Origin of the sequence: Streptomyces zhaozhouensis (assembly GCF_900230195.1) — a bacterium.
Classification (GTDB): Bacteria; Actinomycetota; Actinomycetes; order Streptomycetales; family Streptomycetaceae; genus Streptomyces; species Streptomyces zhaozhouensis.
Map to the genome: position 1 here is coordinate 115084 of NZ_OCNE01000010.1, position 16172 is coordinate 131255.

The following is a 16172-nucleotide window of genomic DNA, read 5'->3' on the forward strand; positions in this document are numbered from 1 at the left end:
TCGACATCAAGATATCCCGTCACCCCTCCGCTCCCGAAGCCGCTCCCGCCCTCTCAGCCATGGGCGGTGGTGAACGCCGCCCAGGTGAACGGCGCGTGCGCCACCGCCCCCGTCTCCCGCCAGCGCGCCAACTCCCCGCGCTGCCAGTCGTTGAGGGCGACCACCGGATCGGGCGCGTCGCCCGCCGCGTCCACGGCCAGGACCGCGCGGGCGATCACCGAGGTGTCCGGGGCCGCGCCCGGCGCGAACCTGCGCACGCCGGCGTCCGTCGGCAGCGTCCAGCGCGTGGAGACCACGTACTCCGCGCCGGCGTGGATCGCGGCGGCGACCAGCCCGGTCGGCTCGGCGAACCGCACCTCCCCGCCGCTCTCGCAGGCCACCAGCGCCACCCGGTTCGGCATCCGCCACGGCGTGGGCGCCTCGGGCCGGTGGCCGAGGACCAGGTCGGCCGCCGTCAGCGGCCGGTGCCCGCCCAGCGGCGCCGCCCGCCCTGTGGTGTCCGCGCCGCACCCCAGGTGCAGCCGCGCGTCCAGCCCGTGCTCGCCGGTGGTGACATGGCCCACATAGAGAAACCTGGCCGCGTCGGCCAGCAGCGGCTGGAGCACGTCCCTGGTCAGCCCGGAGCGGCGGAACGCCTCCGCAGGCGGGACCCGGGGCCGCAGCCGCTCGCCCAGCCCCGCGACCATCGCGACCAGCGGCGAGTCCTCGCCGACCGGACCGAGCACCGAGCCGAGACCGGTGCGCGCCGCCGGTCCCGGCACCCTCGGGTCGAGCGCGGCCACCACGGGACCCGCCGGGTCCCACGGCGAGACGACGCGCTCGGGGGAGTGGCGCACCGTCGCCGGCGGCAGCGCCGACACGTCCAGGTGCTCGACCAGCCGCTCACTGACGTCCACCCGCAGCGCCTCCCAGGGCACCTGCCCCGTGGAGGGCGAGGGCTGCACCCGCAGCCTCGGGCGGATGCCGCGCTCCAGCAGCAGGTCCAGCTCCCGCCCCAGGTGGTAGGGGATCAACGCGGTGGCCAGCCTGCCGAGCAGCGCCGCCTCCCGCTCCGGGTCGGTCAGCGGGCCCTCGCCCAGCGACCTGGTCAGCGCCCGCTCGATCGACTCGCCCGGCAGCGGCGACGGCAGCGCCGCCGCCAGCTCGGCCAACACCCCGGCGACGGCCGAGCGTTCGAAGTACAGCACCCTCGGCTCGTCCGGGGCGTGCTCCCACCGCCAGGTCAGATACAGGTCGTCCGCGTCCACGTACTTCAGCTGCACGGTCGGCTGAAAGGAGCCGTCGCACCCCTCGACCACCCCGAGATCCACCTCGGGCCCCCCGGACCTCGCCGTCATCGCACCCACCCCACTGTCGCCCACTCCGTTCACCACGCTCTGAGTTCGACGGCCGACCGGATCGGCCGGCCGTAGCGCCGCTCGCCGGCCGCGATCCAGTCGCCGAGACCGGGCGCCGCGTTCCCGAAGACCCGCAGCCTCGGCGGCAGCGCCAGCTGGGGCGCCGGGAAGCCACCCGCCGGGTCCGTGCCGCCCGCGGCCACCAGCGAGGCGGCGAACGCGCCGGCGGCGACCGCCTCGGCCGGCGCGGGGAACGGCTCCGGGAGCTCCGCGGCGACCGGGCCCGCGCCGATCCGCGCGCGCAGCTCCTCGGCGAACGGCGCGCCGACCGCGCCGACCGCGCCGGCCGTCGGCCGTTCGGTGTCCAGCGTCGCGGAGGCGGCCAGATGCTCCACCAACTCCAATGCGAGTCGCGGCTGTTCGGCCATCGTCAGCAGCCGCAGCGCGGTCGCCACGGCGGGCCGCGCGACCTCGGTGGTCCACCGTTCCCTGGTCGGACCCGGCGGGAACGAGTGCCGCAGCGCGTCGGTCGCCAGCGCCGCGGGAAGCCCCACGTCCAGCGCCGACGCCAGCCACTGGCGCCGCAGCGGCGCCAGCCACGCGAAGCGCAGCGAGGCCAGGGCGACCCGCGCCCGTCTGGCGTCCACCCGCGCCGCCTCGTGCGGCGCACCGGAGTCGAAGCACAGCGCGCGGGCGACCAGATAGTGGCGGTCGGAGGCGCGGAAACGCAGCCGGCAGGCCGCCAGGTCGCCCGCCAGCAAGTGGCACTCGACCAGCCCCGCGACGTCCCCCGTCCGCTCCAGCACCCGGCTCGCGCCGCGCAGCACCCGCCGCGCCCGCCCGACCCTGCCGCCGAGGAACCACGCCAGGGCCAGCCCGAACCGGCAGGCGGCGACCCGGTGTTCTGCGCCGAGCGCCGCGTAGGCGCGCTCCGCCCGGCGCAGCCGCCGCCGCGCCTCCGCCAGCCCCCGCTGGCCGAGCGCCAGCCTGGCCAGGTTCTCCTCGGCCAGCGCGCGGGCCGCCGGGTCGCCGCCGAGCGCGTGGAAGTCCCGGGCCAGGCCCATGTGGCGCCCCATGGCCTCGGCGTCGCCGGCGCGCTGGGCGAGCACCGCGAGATTGGTGTGGGCGTGGCCCGCCAGCCGCGGCTCGCGCTCCTCGGCGACCGCCAGCGCGGCCCGCACCTCCGCCTCCGCCTCGGGGTAGCGGCCCAGCGCGATCAGCGCGCAGCCGCGCGTGTTGTGCAGGGTGAAGTCCAGCACGGCGCTGGCGGGTCCGGCTGTCGGCAGCGCGACGGCGGCGTCGCAGTCGGCCAGCGCCTCCGCGTTCCGGCCCAGCAGTTGGAGCGTCTGGGCGCGGTTGACCAGCACGCTGGCGCGGATCTTCGGCGTGCCCCGCTCCGCGCCCACCAGCTCCTCGACGCGGTCGCAGCCGGCCAGCGCCAGCCCCGCCAGCCGCAGCGACTCGTCCGGCGCGCCGCGTTCCTCGGCGAGCCCCGCGAGATTCGCCAGCGCGCGGCAGCGCAGGTCGAGCCCCTCCGCGTCGCCCTCGACGTCCTCGGTCGCGGCCACCACGCGCTCCAGCAGCCGCACGCCCTCGCGGTAGCGGCCCCGGTTCAGGGCCCGCGCCGCCTCGTCGACCAGCGGGGCGTGTGCCGACCAGCGGGGGCCGTAGCTCGCGCCGGTGCGCACCCCCAGCAACTCCTCGGAGCCGGGCTCCCGTTCACCCCCGCGCCGGGGCGGCGGCCCGCTCACCACGCGCGGACCGCCTCGGGCGCCCGGACGGGGAAGCCGTAGACCTGCTCGGCCCGCTCCATCCACGGCTCCAGCTCCGACGGTGTCCCGGGCACCACCCGGACCCGGGGCGGCAGCGCCAGCCGGGGCGCGGGAAACGCCGGGTCGCCGCCCGTGGCCAGCCCGAGGGCCGCCGCCGCGTAGGAGAGGCGGTCGCCGGTCAACGGCTCGTGGCGCGGCAGCGGCACGTCCGTCACGTCGGGCGGCGCGGACGCGCCCGGCGTGGGGACCGCGCCCTCCCGCGCGTCCGCGCTGAGCGAGGCGGTCGCCGTGAGGTGGTCCAACAGCGCCACGGCCAGGGTCGGCCGGCCCGCGTTGCGGGTCGCCAGCAGCGCCGCGCGCAGCGCCGGCGCCGCCGCGAGCGCCACCCAGCGCTCCCGGTCCCCGCCGGCGGCGAAGAACTGCCGCGCCGCCTCGGCGGCCAGCGCCGCCGGCACGGCCGTCGCCAGCGCGCGCTCCAGCACCGGGCCGCGTTCGTCGGGCGGCAGCGAGGCGGCCCAGCGGGCGTGCGCGTCGGCGCGCCACCAGTCGAGCGTCAGCGCCACGTGCCAGCCCTGCGACTCCTCGGCCAGCCGCCGCGCCGCCAGCACCTCGTCGTCCGCCTCGGGGAAGCGCCCCAACGCGGCCAGCGCGCCGCCCCGCACCTGGTGGAACGCGATCCGCCGGAGCGGCGTCGCCTCGGCGCCGAGCGCGGCGCGCGCGGTGTCCAGCAGGTCGAGGCCCGCCGCGGCACGCCCCGAGCTCACCGCGACGGCGGCCCGGCCGAGGCGGCAGGCGGCGAGCTGCGCCGCGTGCCCCTCACCGGTCACCAGCGCCTCCGCGCGGGCGAACCGCGCGTCCGCCGTCTCCCAGTCCCCGGCCAGATAGGCGTTGCGGCCCAGGCTCGCCAGCGTCGCGGCCTCGCCCCCGGCGTCGCCCAGCACCGCGAACAACTCGCCGGCCAGCGCGAAGCGTTCCTCGCTGGTCGAGGTGTCCCCCAGGGTGCCGGCCAGGTCCGCCAGCAGCACATGGATCCGGGGCGTCAGCGCCGGCACGCGCTCCTGGGCCAGGGCGAGGGCGGCCCGCCCGGCCGCGTCGGCCTCGGCGAGCCGGCCGAGCGCCGAGGCCACCGTGGCCCGCAGCAACAGCGCCCACACCTCCACGGTCGGCCGCTCGGCGTCGCCGAGCGCCGGCGACGCGGCCTCCACCCGGTCCAGTTCGGCGAGCGCCGCCGCGTGCCGGCCGGACTCCCGCAGCAGTGCGGCGCGCAGGTTCCGCGCCCCGAGCAGTTGTCCGAGCTGCCCGCCCCCGCCGCCCGTCCCGTCGCCGGGACCCGCGCCGCCGCCCCCGCCGCCGCCGTCGTCCCTGCCGTCGTCGGGTGCCTCGGCGACGACGCGTTCCAGCAGCGCGATGGCCTCGTCCGCGAGAGCCAGCGCGTTCCCGAGGTCGCCGGTGGACTCGGCGACGCCGACGCGGTTGAGCAGCACCCCGGCCCGGCAGACCAGCGTGTCCAGGCCGCCGCCGACGGTGCGCGTCGCCCGCTCGGCGGCCGCCAGCACCTGGTCGGCCTCCTCCAGCCGGCCCGCGAGCGCCAGCCGGACGCCCTCCGCGTTGAGCAGCGTGCACCGCCGCCAGCGCGGGGCCAGCGGCCACACCACGGCGGCGGGACCGGCCACCATGGACTCGGCCGACCCGACGGCGAACCGCTCGACGTGCGGCGCCTCCTCGCTCAACTCCGCGCTGAACGCGTGCGGATCGGCGGCGATCGCCCGGAACTGCTCAGCGCCCTCCGGGTTTCCGCAGGCGAGCGCCATCCTGGCCAGGTTGTCGCACGGGTAGGCGGCCAGCTCCGGGTGGTGGGCCAGCGCGATGTCCAGCGCGAGCAGCGCCTCCTGCTCCGCCTCCGCCAGCAGCCCGGTGAGCATGAACTGCCCGGTGCGCGCCCCGTGCAGCGAGAAGACCAGCAGCTGCGGCGGCGGCTCTGCCAGCTCCCCGGCGACGGCGAACGCCTCGTCCAGGTCGGCCTCGACGAGCTCGGGCAGCCCGGCGAGCGTCCGCGTCTGCGCGCGCGCCGTCAACGTGTTGACCAGCGTCAACGCGGCGTCCGTCCGCACGGCGGCGGGCACCGGCCGCTCCGTGGGGACCGACCCCTCCGCGCCGGGGAGCAGCCCGCGGCACAGCCCGATCGCCTCTCCGGACAGCCGCTCCGCCTCCGCCGCCCCGCCCGTGCCCTCGGCCACCCCCGCCAGGTTGGCGAGGCTGCGGGCCCGGTGCAGCAGTCCCTCGGCGTCCACGTCCGCGACCCGCGTCTCCGCCACCGCCTCCCGCAGCCGGGCGTCCGCCTCGGCGAACCGGCCGGCCGCGAGCAGCTCCGTGCCCTCGCGGTGCAGATCCCGCCAGCGGTGCCAGCGCGGCGACGAGGGCACGGTGGGCTTCAGGCCCAACGGCTCGTCCCCGTCCCGGACCTCGCCCGTCTCCTCGCTCATGCCACCTCCGGATCGACCAGCGCGGCGACCCGTTCGGCGAACGAGACCCCGCCGGCCGTCAGCCGCTCCTCCGCGTGCAGCAGCACCGGCTCCTGCCGCTCCGCCAACGCGTCGCCGTCCGGCGGCGCCTCGTCCTCCGGCGCGTAGCCGGGCGCCCAGACGGTGACCGTGCGCCGGGGCGCGGGCACCAGCAGCGCCGACGGCGGCACCTCGGCCGCGCCCCCGAACGCGCCGCCGTCCTCGGCGGCGTCGAGCGGGAACTCCACGGCGTCCGCGCGCGCCCGCAGCGTCGCGCGGCCGGCCCGTTCCGCGTAGGCCAGCGGCGCCCTGGGGACCGCCACATCCAGCAGCAGCCGCCCGTCGCGCCGCACCAGCGACCAGCGCAGCCCGGCCGCCGCGTCCACCACCCCAGGCGGCAGCCGCCGCCAGTCCAGCGGCCCGCCGCCGCTCATCGCCGTCACCCCGCCCGCCGGCTCGCCGCCGGCCGCCAGCGCCCAGCCGCCCCGGTCGGCCACCAGCGGCGCGGGCGCCGGCAGCTCGGCGCCGAAGTCGTCGGCGACCTCCGCCAGCCGCTCGGACAACGCCCTCGCCTCGGAGCCCAGTTCGGGATGGTCGGCGAGCGCGGCCAGCGCGTGGACCGCGGGCGCCGCCCGCCCCAGCAGCCGCGCCACCGCCTCCGGGTCGTCCAGCACCGCCTCCACGTCGGCGGCGACCACGGCCGCCTCCGCCGCCAGCAACGCCGCCGACAGCGCGGGCACCCCCGCCACATGCGAGGCCGGCCACCACGCGGCGAGCCAGCCCAGCCGTGCGAGCGCCGCCAACGGCTCGGCCAACGGGCCGCCCTCGTCCGCGAGTTCCACCTCGCGTTCGGAGCCCTCGGCGACCGCGAGCAACGCCTCGGACGCCGCCCCGTACACCTGCCACAGCCAGTCGGCGGCCCGCTCCGGGTGGTGCACCTCGGCCGAGGGCAGCCGCTGCCCGCCCGGGACATCCCAGGTCAGCACCGCGCCCTCGGCCTCCACCAGCGCCGTCCACTCCGGATGGTCCGGCACGGCGCCCACCCACAGCGTCCCCGCCTCGCGCCGCACCCGCGTCCAGGTCATCGCTCACCGCCGTCCGTGGCGGCGCCGCCCGCGCGGTCCAACTCCGCGCGCAGCCGGTCACGTTGATCCATGATGACCGAACGCAGCACACCGTCCAGCAGATCCCACAGGTCCTCGGCGGCCACCGGTTCTTCGCGCAGCTCGCGGCCGTGCACCCGCACCCACAGCCGCCGCAGATACGCCTCCCGCACCCGGCCCACCGACTCGCCGGGGCCCCCGCCCTCCGCGCGCGGCAGCCGCAACGCCCGGTGGACGAACGGCTCCCGGCGCCACCGCGCCGCCAGCCGCGCGCCCGCGTCGCTGCCCGCCTCGCCGCCCGGCGCCAGCGCCGCGCTGGCGCGCCGGCCCAGCGCCATCGTCACCCGCGTCTCCTCCCTGGCCAACTGCCAAGGCTCCGCCGAGCGTCGCACCTCCTGGAGCACCAACTCGGACAGACCCGGCATCGACTCGCGATGGAACGCCGAGGTGAAGCCCGCGAAGAGCCGCTCGAAGACGGAACGGTCGAACGGCGGCGGCAGGTTCCGCTTCGACGCGCTCTCACCCAGCGCCGGCGGCTCGATCCGCTCCCGCAGCGTCAACCCGCAGGCCAGCGCGGCTCCGGGCGGCAGCAGCGACACCGCGTCCGCCGCGCCGGCCCGCCCGGCGACCAGCCCGTCCAGCGCGGCGCGGTCGACGCCGCCCGCGACCCGGTCCAGCACCCCGTCCAGCGCGGCGGTCAACGCCGCCTGGTCCGGCGGCGGTTGCCCCACCGGGGCCCGGCTGGCCCACGCGTGGGCCAGTCGGGCCCGCAGCTCCGCCGCGCGCGCCGGGTCGGTGATGTGGCGCCGCAGCGCCGCGACCGTCAACTCGCCGGCGGACTCGCGTATCTCGGCGACCACCTCGCACGCCACCCGCTCCGCGTCCGCACCCGGCGGGCCGAGCGTCCCGGCCAGCTCGAAGCACCGCTGGAAGTACAGGTCCTGCGGGTTGCCCTCGGAGATCCGCAGCGTGCGGCGCGCCCGCTTCAGCCGGGTGAACCAGGCGGCGGTCGCGGCCAGCCGGGGCCCGGCCGCGCGCAGTGTGGCGCGCAGCTCCTCGGCGTCCTCGCCGCGCACCTGCCCCGCGGCGAACCGCGGGTTGAGCACCGGCCGCAGCACCAGCGGATCGAGCAGCAGCTTCACCGTGCGGGCCAGCGGCTGCCCCAATCCGTTGCTCAACGGCGCCAGTTCGGAGCCCAGCTCCGCCCAGACCTCGGCGATCAGCAGCGCCCTGGGCACGGTGGCCGGCGCCTCGGCGGTCAACGCTTCACCCGGGCACATGCCCGCATGGTAACCGGCCGGATCTGCGCGGTGATCCGACTTCCGGACCCCGGCCACCCGCCCGCGCACGGGCCGGCGGCCGGCCCCGCCCGTTTCTGTGATCGGTAGCGCCGACCGCCGGGGGACGGTGGCTCCCACAGCCGAACGGGAGGAGCGGGGAGATGCGGTACACGAACGGCGCGGACGGTGCCCAGGGGCGGATCACCTCGCCCTGGGGCACCCCGGACCAGCCGAACTGGCCGACGAGGGGACGGCGGGGGCCGCGCTGGGGGCTGCTGGTGCTGCCCACGGTGGTGCTGCCGCTCGGCATCGGCGCCCTGGTGATCGGCGGCGTGCTCGCGGCCCACCCGGACCCGGACATCTCCGTCCAGCCCGGGCTCGGCCTGGCGGTCACCCCCGCCCGCCAGTTGGCGCTGGTGCCCTACGAACGTGACGGCGAGGCCGGCGTGTTGGGCCCGTTCGGCGGCGACCTCTGGCAGAAGCGGCTCGTCGCCGTGGACCTGGCCACCGGCGAACGGGTGTGGGACGTCCGACTCTCCAGCGAACTGATATGGCAGGCGCGGGTGCTGGTCGCCGGCGACACCCACGCCTATCTGGCCACCGACGACGGGCTGATGATCGTCGACCTGACCGACGGCTCGGTGGCCGTCGCCCCGGACGAGATCCCCGGCATCGGCGCCGACCACATCGCCTCCGGCGCGGCCTACGGCTACGACAGCGCGCGCGGCGCGGTCGTCGCCATGGACGTGCGGGGCGCCTACCACACCATCCCCGTCGGGGAGTTGGCCGCCGCACCGGCCGACGAGTCGACCTCGGCCGCCTGGGCCGGCCGGCTCACGGACGGGCCGATGTCCGTCGAGAGCCAGGCGCTCACCGCCGAGGACGCGTCCGCCGGCGAGGCGGGCCACCTGACGCTGGAGCCCACCACGGACGCCGCGCCCAGCGGAGCGCTGCTCCTCGACGGGCCGGACGGCGGCCGGGAACTCGGCGGACGCGTGTTCCGCGAGCCGGAGATCCTGCTGGCCGACGGCACCCATGTCGCCACCGCCGCCCCCGTCGGCGTCGGCGTCGACCCCGGCAACGCCGCGGCCTCGGCCCCCACCGTCGAGGGGCTGCTCACCGAGGGGCCGCTCGCCGACAGCGGGCTGCTGCCGGACGGGGTCGCCGGAGAGCTGGAGGAACAGTTGGCGCGCGCCCTGGAGGGCGGGCCGGCGGCGCTGCCCTGGCCGCCCGACCGGGCGAGCCCCCGGGAGAACGCGGGAAGCGAGCCGGTGCCGCTGGCGCTCGGCGCCGAGCGCGGCCATGTGCTGGTGCAGGAGGCGGCCGACGCGGTCGGCGACCGCTACCGCCTGGTCGTGGTCTCCCTGGAGACCGGTGAGGTGCTGGCCAGCCGGACCATGCGGTCCCCGGCCGGACCGGCCCTGACCTCCCCCGACGGCGTCACCGTGCTGCCGGTGACGGACGAGGACGCCGAGTTCCCCGCGCACGACGGGCTGCTGCTGGTCGCCCCCGACGGCACGTTGACCGACGTCACCGTCGGCGGCACCGACTTCTTCGGCAACGTCGACTGACCCGCCCCGCGGCCCCACGAACCAGGACGAACGGAACGAGAGGACCCTCCCATGAAGTACCTGAACTGGCTGTTCATCGCCGTCGGCGTCGGCCTCACCATCCCCTACGTGCTCACCGGCCTGGAGGCCGACACCCCGATGCCCTGGCTCAACGGCTGGATGGTCGGCCCGATCCTGCTGGTCACCGTCGTGCCGATGCTCTTCTCCACCAGCAGGCTGCTGGACGGCGCGCTGGGCTCCGGCCCGCCGAAGGAGTTCCGTGACGCGCCCGTCGGCATCGGCACCGTCGTGAGCATGGAACGCACCGGCCTGACGGTCAACGACGCGCCGCAGATGGACATCCTGATGGACGTCAGCACCCTCGACGGCCAGTCGTTCCGGGGCGTCGCCCGGCAGTTGGTGGATCTGAGCGAGCTGACCCTGATCCGCCCCGGCACCATGCTGCCCGTGCGCTACCTGCCGGGCAGCAGCGACGGCCGCGTCGTGATCGCCAGCGACGCGCCGCCCGAGGAGATGCAGGACGCGATGAACCGGGTCCGGCTCGCCAAGGGCGAGATCACGCCCAAGCAGCTGCGGATCGCCGAGAACGGCTACGAGACCCGCGCCGTGGTCCTCCAGACGCGCCCCACCGGCGAGATCAGGGGCGAGCACGCCGTGGTCGCCTACACCCTGCGGGTCTCCCGCCCCGACGGCTCCACCTTCGACATCGCGCAGGAGAAGCCGATGCCGCCCAGCGTGGTGCCGCACGTCCAGCCCGGCATGGTGGTCCGCGCCCAGTACCTGCCGCACGACGAGTCGGAGGTGTTGGTGATCACGCCCGCCAACGCCTGACGGGACGGGTTCCGGGGGGACAACCGGGACCGCCCTGGGCAGGTATAGCGCACGCGGTGGCACAGGGGCGCGCGGCCGAGGCCGTCGGCGCCCCGCGACCGTCGGCGCACACCCCGGCGCCGGGAACCAGCCCGGCGACGGGGAGACACCCCACGACCAGGAGGCGCGGACCGATGACGAAGGAGCACACCCCGGGCACCGAGAACGCGGGCGGCCGGCACGAGGGGTGGGAGTTCGAGGACGACAGAGGGGTGCGGGTGACGCGGGACCGCCCGCCCCGCCGGATCGTCGCCTACACCCAGATCGCCGCCGCCCTCTGGGACGAGGGGGTGCGCCCGTTGGGCCACTTCGGCTCGCTGCACGACGGGCAGGCGCCGGATCCGGCCAAGTCCGGCCTGCTGCCGCTGGACGAGATCCCCTACCACGGTCCCGGCGGGGCGCTTCGGGTCGAGCGACTGGTCGCGACCAGCCCGGAGTTGCTCGTCGGCGTCACCTACGACGGCAAGCGGCTCTACGGCGTGGAGGAGCCGGTCGCCGAGGAGTTGGAGGCGCGCGTACCCCTGGTGGCCCTGGACGTCGGCCCCGGCCGCGGCCTGGACGAGGTTTCGGCCCGACTGGCCGCGCTGGCCGGCACGTTGGGCGCGCGGGCCGCCGTGCCGGCCGACGAGCTGGCGCGGCGGCTCGACGCCGCGCGGCAGCGGCTTCGCGCGGCCGCCGCCGGCGCGCCGGGCGCGCGGGTGCTGGCGCTCTCCCCGGCCGGGCCGGACGCGGCCTATCTGGCGCGCGCCACGGCCTGGCCCGACCTGCGCGCACTGGCCGAGCAGGGCGTGCTCCTGGCCACCCCGCCGGACGGGCCGGGTGCCAACTGGGCCACCGGCGACTGGTCCGACGCCGTCGCCCTCGACCCGGCGATCGTCCTCGGCGACGTGCGGGGGAACGCGGCCAGGCCGGCGGAGTTCCGCGACAACGCGGGCTGGCTGCGGCTCTCGCGCGGCGCGCGGGTGCTGCCCTGGAACCCGGAGCTGCCCCCGAGCGCGCTGGCCCAGGCCCGCTTCCTCGACACGGTCTCCGAGGCGCTGGAGTCCCTGACACGATGAACCGCCCCCGTGCGGCGCCCCCGACGACGCGGCCCCTGGGGGGCGCGGGGAACTGCGCGAGTAACCGCCCACCGGGGCGCGGCCGACGTCGGTGCCCGGCCACCCGGGCACGGTGGTCGCCCGCGCGTCCGCCTGCGGCGCCTGCGGCGGCGCGGCCCCTGGGGGGCGCGGGGAACTGCGCGAGTAACCGCCCACCGGGGCGCGGCCGACGTCGGTGCCCGGCCACCCGGGCACGGTGGTCGCCCCCAGCCCCGGCGGTCAGCCGGTCAGCCGGTCAGCCGGTCAACGCAGGCCGCGCAGATAGGCCCAGCCGACATCCGCGCTGTGCAGCGGGGTCACGTCCGGGGTGTCGTTCTCCACGATGTACTCCCGCACCGTGTGCGCGCGGAAGATCCGGGGAAAGTCGATCATGCCGGTGCCCGGGTCGGAGGTGTCGCCGGTCTCCGGGTCGCGGTCCTTGACGTGGAACTGCAGGACCCGCTGCGGCGCCGACCTGATGACGTCGATCGTGTACTGCTCGGGGTCGTCCACCCCGTCGCCGCTCTCGATGCCGGCGGTGACCGTCCAGTGGATGTCGATCTCCAGGTGCACCAGGCGCGGGTCCAGCTCGCCGGTGAGGATGTCCCAGGGCGTCAGCCCCCCGCCGAGGTCCTTGGTGAACTCGTGCGCGTGGTTGTGGTAGCCGTAACGCAGCCCGTAGCGGCGGGCCTTGGCCGCCTCGTTGTTCATCCGCTCCGCGAAGCGGCGCCACTCGTCGGCGTCGTCCGAGTCGAGGTAGGGGACGTTGAGGTAGGACTGGCCCAGCGTGCGGGCGTCCCGCAGCTTGGTGCGCAGCGCGTCCTCGTCCTCGCTGAGGTCGTTGTGGCTGGATGTCGCACGGATGCCCAACTCACGGTAGAAGTCCCGCAGTTCCTCCGCCGTACGGCCGAAGAAGCCGAGCGCCTGCTCGACCCTGGGGTAGCCGAGCCCGGCGATGTGGCGCAGCGACTCGTCGAAGCCGGGGTCGCCGTTGAGCGCGTCCCGCACGGTGTAGAGCTGGATGCTGATGCGGTTCCTCGGTATCCGTACCCGGCCCCAGCCGCCGCCGGGGCGGGCCTGGGCGGTGGGCGCGGCCGCCACGCCGGTGGCGGCGAGGGCGCCGGCGCCCAGCGCGCCGAGCGCGGCGCCGCGCAGCATCGCACGTCGGCTGGGGGCGCGTCCGGCGCGCGCCATCGCGAGGGCTTTTCGGTCGTCGAGTCCGTAGCACATGGGCGAAGTCCTGCCGTTCTTGCGGAGGTGCGAATCCTTCGTCGTACACGACGGGCGGGACGCCTGCACCGCGTTCGCCTCGGCCGACAACGTAGAAACGACTTTGCGCACAGTCAAGAGAAGGTTCTGTCCCTGCCGAGAAAAGTGCGGCGGCCCCGTGGGGCGTCGCGCGCGTCCCGTTCGCCCGTGGCGCGTCGGGGCACCTTGGCACCGCGGGACCCTGCGGCTAGCGTCGATGCGGCCCTGCCAGAGATCGACGGGAGTGCGACACGTGACCGATGAGCCGCAGACCACGCCGCCGACCCACGACGAGACGCCGGCCCTGGTGCCGCGCCCCCAGACGCTGCGGACGCGTCCGGGGGAGTACTGGACCCTCGGCCCCGGAACCGGGGTCGCGGGACCGGACGAGGTGACCGCGCTGGCGCGGGAGGTGCTTGACCTGTCCGGTGACCCCACCGGGCCGGGGCCCCGCGTGGAGCTGACGCTGGTGGACGAGGCGGGGCTCGGCGACGAGGGCTACCGGCTGACCGTCGACGAGCGTGGTGCCCGCGCGTCCGCCGCCACCGCCACGGGGCTGGTCTGGGCCGTCCAGACCCTGCGGCAACTGCTGCGCGACCGGCGCCTGCCGTTCGTGGAGATCGTGGACCGCCCCCGCTACGGCTGGCGCGGCGCGCATCTGGACGTGGCCCGCCACATGCAGCCGCTGTCGTTCCTCTACCGCTTCGTCGACCTGCTGTCGCTGCACAAGCTCAACACCCTGCACCTCCATCTCACCGACGACCAGGGCTGGCGCTTCGAGGTCACGCGCTACCCGAAGCTGACCGAGATCGGCGGGTTCCGCCGTGGCTCCGTCGTCGGGCACAACCGCGAGGGGCGCACCAACGACGTGCCGCACGGCGGCAGTTACACCCAGGCGGAGCTGCGCGGGCTGGTCGCCCACGCGGCGCGGCGCGGGGTGCGGATCATGCCGGAGGTCGACGCGCCGGGGCACATGCAGGCGGCGATCTCGGCGTACCCCTGGCTCGGCAACCGCCCGGACGAGCTGCTGCCGGTGCGGGTCGAGTGGGGCATCTCCCGCCACGTGCTCAACGCCAGGGAACGCACGGTGGAGTTCGTCCGCGACGTGCTGGACGAGCTGGTGGACGTCTTCCCCTGCGAGTTCGTCCACATCGGCGGCGACGAGGTGCCCACCGACGAGTGGCTGGCCAGCCCCGAGGCGAGGGAGCGGGCGGCGGCGGAACGGCTCGGCGGCCCCGAGGAGCTGCTGGGCTGGTGGGCCCGCCGGCTCGCCTCGCACCTGGCCGGGCACGGGCGCCGGGTCGCCGTCTGGGACGAGCTGCTGGAGCAGGGCGTTCCGGAGGGCGGAATCGTCTTCGCCTGGCAGAACGAGGAACGGGTCGCGCTGGCGGAGCGCGCCGGCCACGAGCTGGTGGCCGTTCCCCAGCAGCACACCTATCTGGACTACGCGGAGGCCGAGGGGCCCGACGAACCCCTGGCCATCGGCGGCGGGCTGCCGCTGGCGAAGGTCCACGCCTACCGCCCGCCGAAGTCGGCGCTCGGCGTCCAGGGGCAGCTGTGGAGCGAGTACCTGCCCACGCCGGCGGCCGTCGAGTGGCGCGCCTTCCCCCGGCTGGCGGCCATCGCCGAGACCGGCTGGTCGGCCGAGGACGACCGCGACCCCGCCGACTTCGACCGCCGGCTGCGCGGCCACCTCCCGCTGCTGGACGCTCTCGGCGTCCACTACCGGCCCCTCGACTGACCGCACCGCCCGCACCGCACCGCCCCGCCCCGCCGCACCCGGCCGGGCGGGGCGTCGCGTTCCGGCCGCGTCGGGCCTCCCCGGGGGGCGGGCGCCGTCGAGCCGAGCGTCCCTCCGACACGGGGGAACGTGCCGCGTGCGGCGCCCCTTCTCGGCTTCCACCTGGCTGTATACAGTGGCCGATGTTGTGAGCTCGTCCAGGCAACGGCGCCTGGCAGGCACCGTAAGGCGCACCGTGACACGCCCAGGGCCGCCCGGCCGCTTCCGGCCGTCCCGCGCGGCGGTTCACGTGATTGCCAGGACAGGAGTGGGTTCGTCATGCCGTTGCACGAGAAGTCGGAGGCCGTCTACGCCGAGGTGCTCGCCCGCAACCCCGGGGAGGACGAGTTCCATCAGGCGGTGCGCGAGGTCCTGGAGAGCATCGGCCCGGTCCTCGGCAAGCACCCCCGCTACACCGACGCCAAGATCGTCGCCCGGCTCTGCGAGCCCGAGCGGCAGATCATCTTCCGGGTGCCGTGGGAGGACGACCGGGGCGAGATCCACATCAACCGGGGCTTCCGCGTCGAGTTCAACAGCACTCTCGGCCCCTACAAGGGCGGTTTGCGCTTCCACCCCTCCGTCCGGCTGGGCACCGTCAAGTTCCTCGGCTTCGAGCAGATCTTCAAGAACGCGCTCACCGGGCTGCCCATCGGCGGCGGCAAGGGCGGCGCCGACTTCGACCCCAAGGGACGCTCGGACCGCGAGGTGATGCGGTTCTGTCAGAGCTTCATGACCGAACTCCACCGCCACCTCGGCGAGTACACCGACGTGCCGGCGGGTGACGTGGGCGTCGGCGGCCGGGAGATCGGCTATCTCTTCGGACAGTACAAGCGGATCACCAACCGCTACGAGTCCGGCGTGCTCACCGGCAAGGGCCTCACCTACGGCGGCGCCCAGGTGCGTTCCGAGGCGACCGGCTACGGCTGCGTCTTCTTCGTCCAGGAGATGCTGCTGGCCAGGGGCGACTCGCTGGACGGCAAGACCGTCGCCGTCTCCGGCTCGGGCAACGTCGCGATCTACGCCACCGAGAAGGCGCACCAGCTCGGCGCCCGGGTCGTCGCCTGCTCGGACTCCGGGGGCTACGTCTACGACCCCAAGGGCATCGACGTCGCGCTCCTGAAGGAGGTCAAGGAGGTCCGCAGGGAGCGGCTGACCGCCTACGCGGAGGCCGTGCCGGACGCGCGCTACGTGCCGGACCGGAGCGTCTGGGAGGTGCCCTGCGACGTCGCGATGCCGTGCGCCACCCAGAACGAGATCACCGGCAAGGAGGCCACCGCCCTGGTGGAGAACGGCTGCGTCGCGGTCGGCGAGGGCGCCAACATGCCCACCACCCCCGAGGGCATCAAGATCTTCCAGGACGCGCACCTCGCCTACGGCCCCGGCAAGGCGGCCAACGCGGGCGGCGTCGCCACCTCGGCGCTGGAGATGCAGCAGAACGCCTCCCGCGACTCCTGGAGCTTCGAGTACTCCGAGCAGCGGCTCCAGGACATCATGCGCGGCATTCACGCCAGCTGCGCGCGGACCGCGGAGGAGTACGGGATGCCGGGCAACTACGTGGCCGGCGCGAACATCGCCGCCTACACCAAGGTCGCCGACGCGATGCTCGCGCTCGGGCTGATCTGACGGCGGGACCC

Annotated in this window: 11 protein-coding genes; 5 read left to right on the forward strand and 6 right to left on the reverse strand. The window is 76.2% G+C overall.

What is annotated here, in order from left to right:
• Nucleotides 1-53 precede the first annotated feature (53 nt).
• Genes CRP51_RS15745 through CRP51_RS15765 form a run of 5 tightly spaced genes read right to left on the reverse strand, consistent with a single transcriptional unit; the run spans nucleotide 54 to nucleotide 7993 of the window.
• Nucleotides 54-1337, reverse strand: a complete 1284-nt coding sequence (locus CRP51_RS15745) for a CHAT domain-containing protein (RefSeq protein ID WP_097231830.1) — start codon at nucleotides 1335-1337, stop codon at nucleotides 54-56.
• Between the two features lie 29 nt (nucleotides 1338-1366).
• Entirely contained in the window at nucleotides 1367-3091 is a 1725-nt protein-coding gene (locus CRP51_RS15750; RefSeq protein WP_097231831.1) for a tetratricopeptide repeat protein, read from the reverse strand.
• Nucleotides 3085-5592, reverse strand: coding sequence for a hypothetical protein (locus tag CRP51_RS15755; protein WP_097231832.1), 2508 nt, complete (start codon nucleotides 5590-5592; stop codon nucleotides 3085-3087). Before CRP51_RS15755 ends, CRP51_RS15750 begins: the two co-directional genes overlap by 7 nt.
• A complete protein-coding gene (locus CRP51_RS15760) occupies nucleotides 5589-6695 on the reverse strand; it encodes a hypothetical protein (protein WP_097231833.1) in 1107 nt (368 codons plus the stop codon). The genes CRP51_RS15755 and CRP51_RS15760 overlap by 4 nt, the downstream gene beginning before the upstream one ends.
• A complete protein-coding gene (locus CRP51_RS15765) occupies nucleotides 6692-7993 on the reverse strand; it encodes a hypothetical protein (protein WP_141514612.1) in 1302 nt (433 codons plus the stop codon). The genes CRP51_RS15760 and CRP51_RS15765 overlap by 4 nt, the downstream gene beginning before the upstream one ends.
• Nucleotides 7994-8154: 161 nt before the next feature.
• Here CRP51_RS15765 and CRP51_RS15770 point away from each other — a divergent pair, with 161 nt between their 5' ends.
• From CRP51_RS15770 to CRP51_RS15780, 3 genes are all read left to right on the forward strand, one after another.
• Nucleotides 8155-9564 (forward strand): PA2928 family protein, encoded by a 1410-nt coding sequence (locus CRP51_RS15770; RefSeq protein WP_097231835.1) that lies wholly within the window; start codon nucleotides 8155-8157, stop codon nucleotides 9562-9564.
• Between the two features lie 51 nt (nucleotides 9565-9615).
• Nucleotides 9616-10395: a hypothetical protein gene (locus tag CRP51_RS15775; protein WP_097231836.1), complete on the forward strand. Its 780-nt coding sequence runs from the start codon at nucleotides 9616-9618 to the stop codon at nucleotides 10393-10395.
• Between the two features lie 173 nt (nucleotides 10396-10568).
• On the forward strand, nucleotides 10569-11492 hold the full coding sequence (locus CRP51_RS15780; protein ID WP_097231837.1) for an ABC transporter substrate-binding protein: 924 nt from the start codon (nucleotides 10569-10571) through the stop codon (nucleotides 11490-11492).
• Between the two features lie 282 nt (nucleotides 11493-11774).
• Here CRP51_RS15780 and CRP51_RS15785 read toward each other — a convergent pair whose 3' ends face one another.
• Nucleotides 11775-12740, reverse strand: a complete 966-nt coding sequence (locus CRP51_RS15785; RefSeq protein ID WP_097231838.1) for a sugar phosphate isomerase/epimerase family protein — start codon at nucleotides 12738-12740, stop codon at nucleotides 11775-11777.
• A 271-nt stretch (nucleotides 12741-13011) separates the two neighbouring features.
• Here CRP51_RS15785 and CRP51_RS15790 point away from each other — a divergent pair, with 271 nt between their 5' ends.
• Together CRP51_RS15790 and gdhA are read left to right on the forward strand one after the other, a co-directional pair.
• A complete protein-coding gene (locus CRP51_RS15790; protein ID WP_245880609.1) occupies nucleotides 13012-14499 on the forward strand; it encodes a beta-N-acetylhexosaminidase in 1488 nt (495 codons plus the stop codon).
• Between the two features lie 318 nt (nucleotides 14500-14817).
• Complete coding sequence (gene gdhA, locus CRP51_RS15795) at nucleotides 14818-16161, forward strand: NADP-specific glutamate dehydrogenase (RefSeq protein WP_097231840.1); 1344 nt, start codon at nucleotides 14818-14820, stop codon at nucleotides 16159-16161.
• The last annotated feature ends 11 nt before the right edge of the window (nucleotides 16162-16172 follow it).

Excerpts from the sequence above, each read along its gene's own strand:
- CRP51_RS15745 (WP_097231830.1), bottom strand. The coding sequence starts at position 1,337 with ATGACGGCGAGGTCCGGGGGGCCCGAGGTGGATCTCGGGGTGGTCGAG.
- CRP51_RS15755 (WP_097231832.1), bottom strand. The coding sequence starts at position 5,592 with ATGAGCGAGGAGACGGGCGAGGTCCGGGACGGGGACGAGCCGTTGGGC.
- CRP51_RS15760 (WP_097231833.1), bottom strand. The coding sequence starts at position 6,695 with ATGACCTGGACGCGGGTGCGGCGCGAGGCGGGGACGCTGTGGGTGGGC.
- CRP51_RS15765 (WP_141514612.1), bottom strand. The coding sequence starts at position 7,993 with ATGTGCCCGGGTGAAGCGTTGACCGCCGAGGCGCCGGCCACCGTGCCC.
- CRP51_RS15770 (WP_097231835.1), top strand. The coding sequence starts at position 8,155 with ATGCGGTACACGAACGGCGCGGACGGTGCCCAGGGGCGGATCACCTCG.
- CRP51_RS15775 (WP_097231836.1), top strand. The coding sequence starts at position 9,616 with ATGAAGTACCTGAACTGGCTGTTCATCGCCGTCGGCGTCGGCCTCACC.
- CRP51_RS15780 (WP_097231837.1), top strand. The coding sequence starts at position 10,569 with ATGACGAAGGAGCACACCCCGGGCACCGAGAACGCGGGCGGCCGGCAC.
- CRP51_RS15785 (WP_097231838.1), bottom strand. The coding sequence starts at position 12,740 with ATGTGCTACGGACTCGACGACCGAAAAGCCCTCGCGATGGCGCGCGCC.
- gdhA (WP_097231840.1), top strand. The coding sequence starts at position 14,818 with ATGCCGTTGCACGAGAAGTCGGAGGCCGTCTACGCCGAGGTGCTCGCC.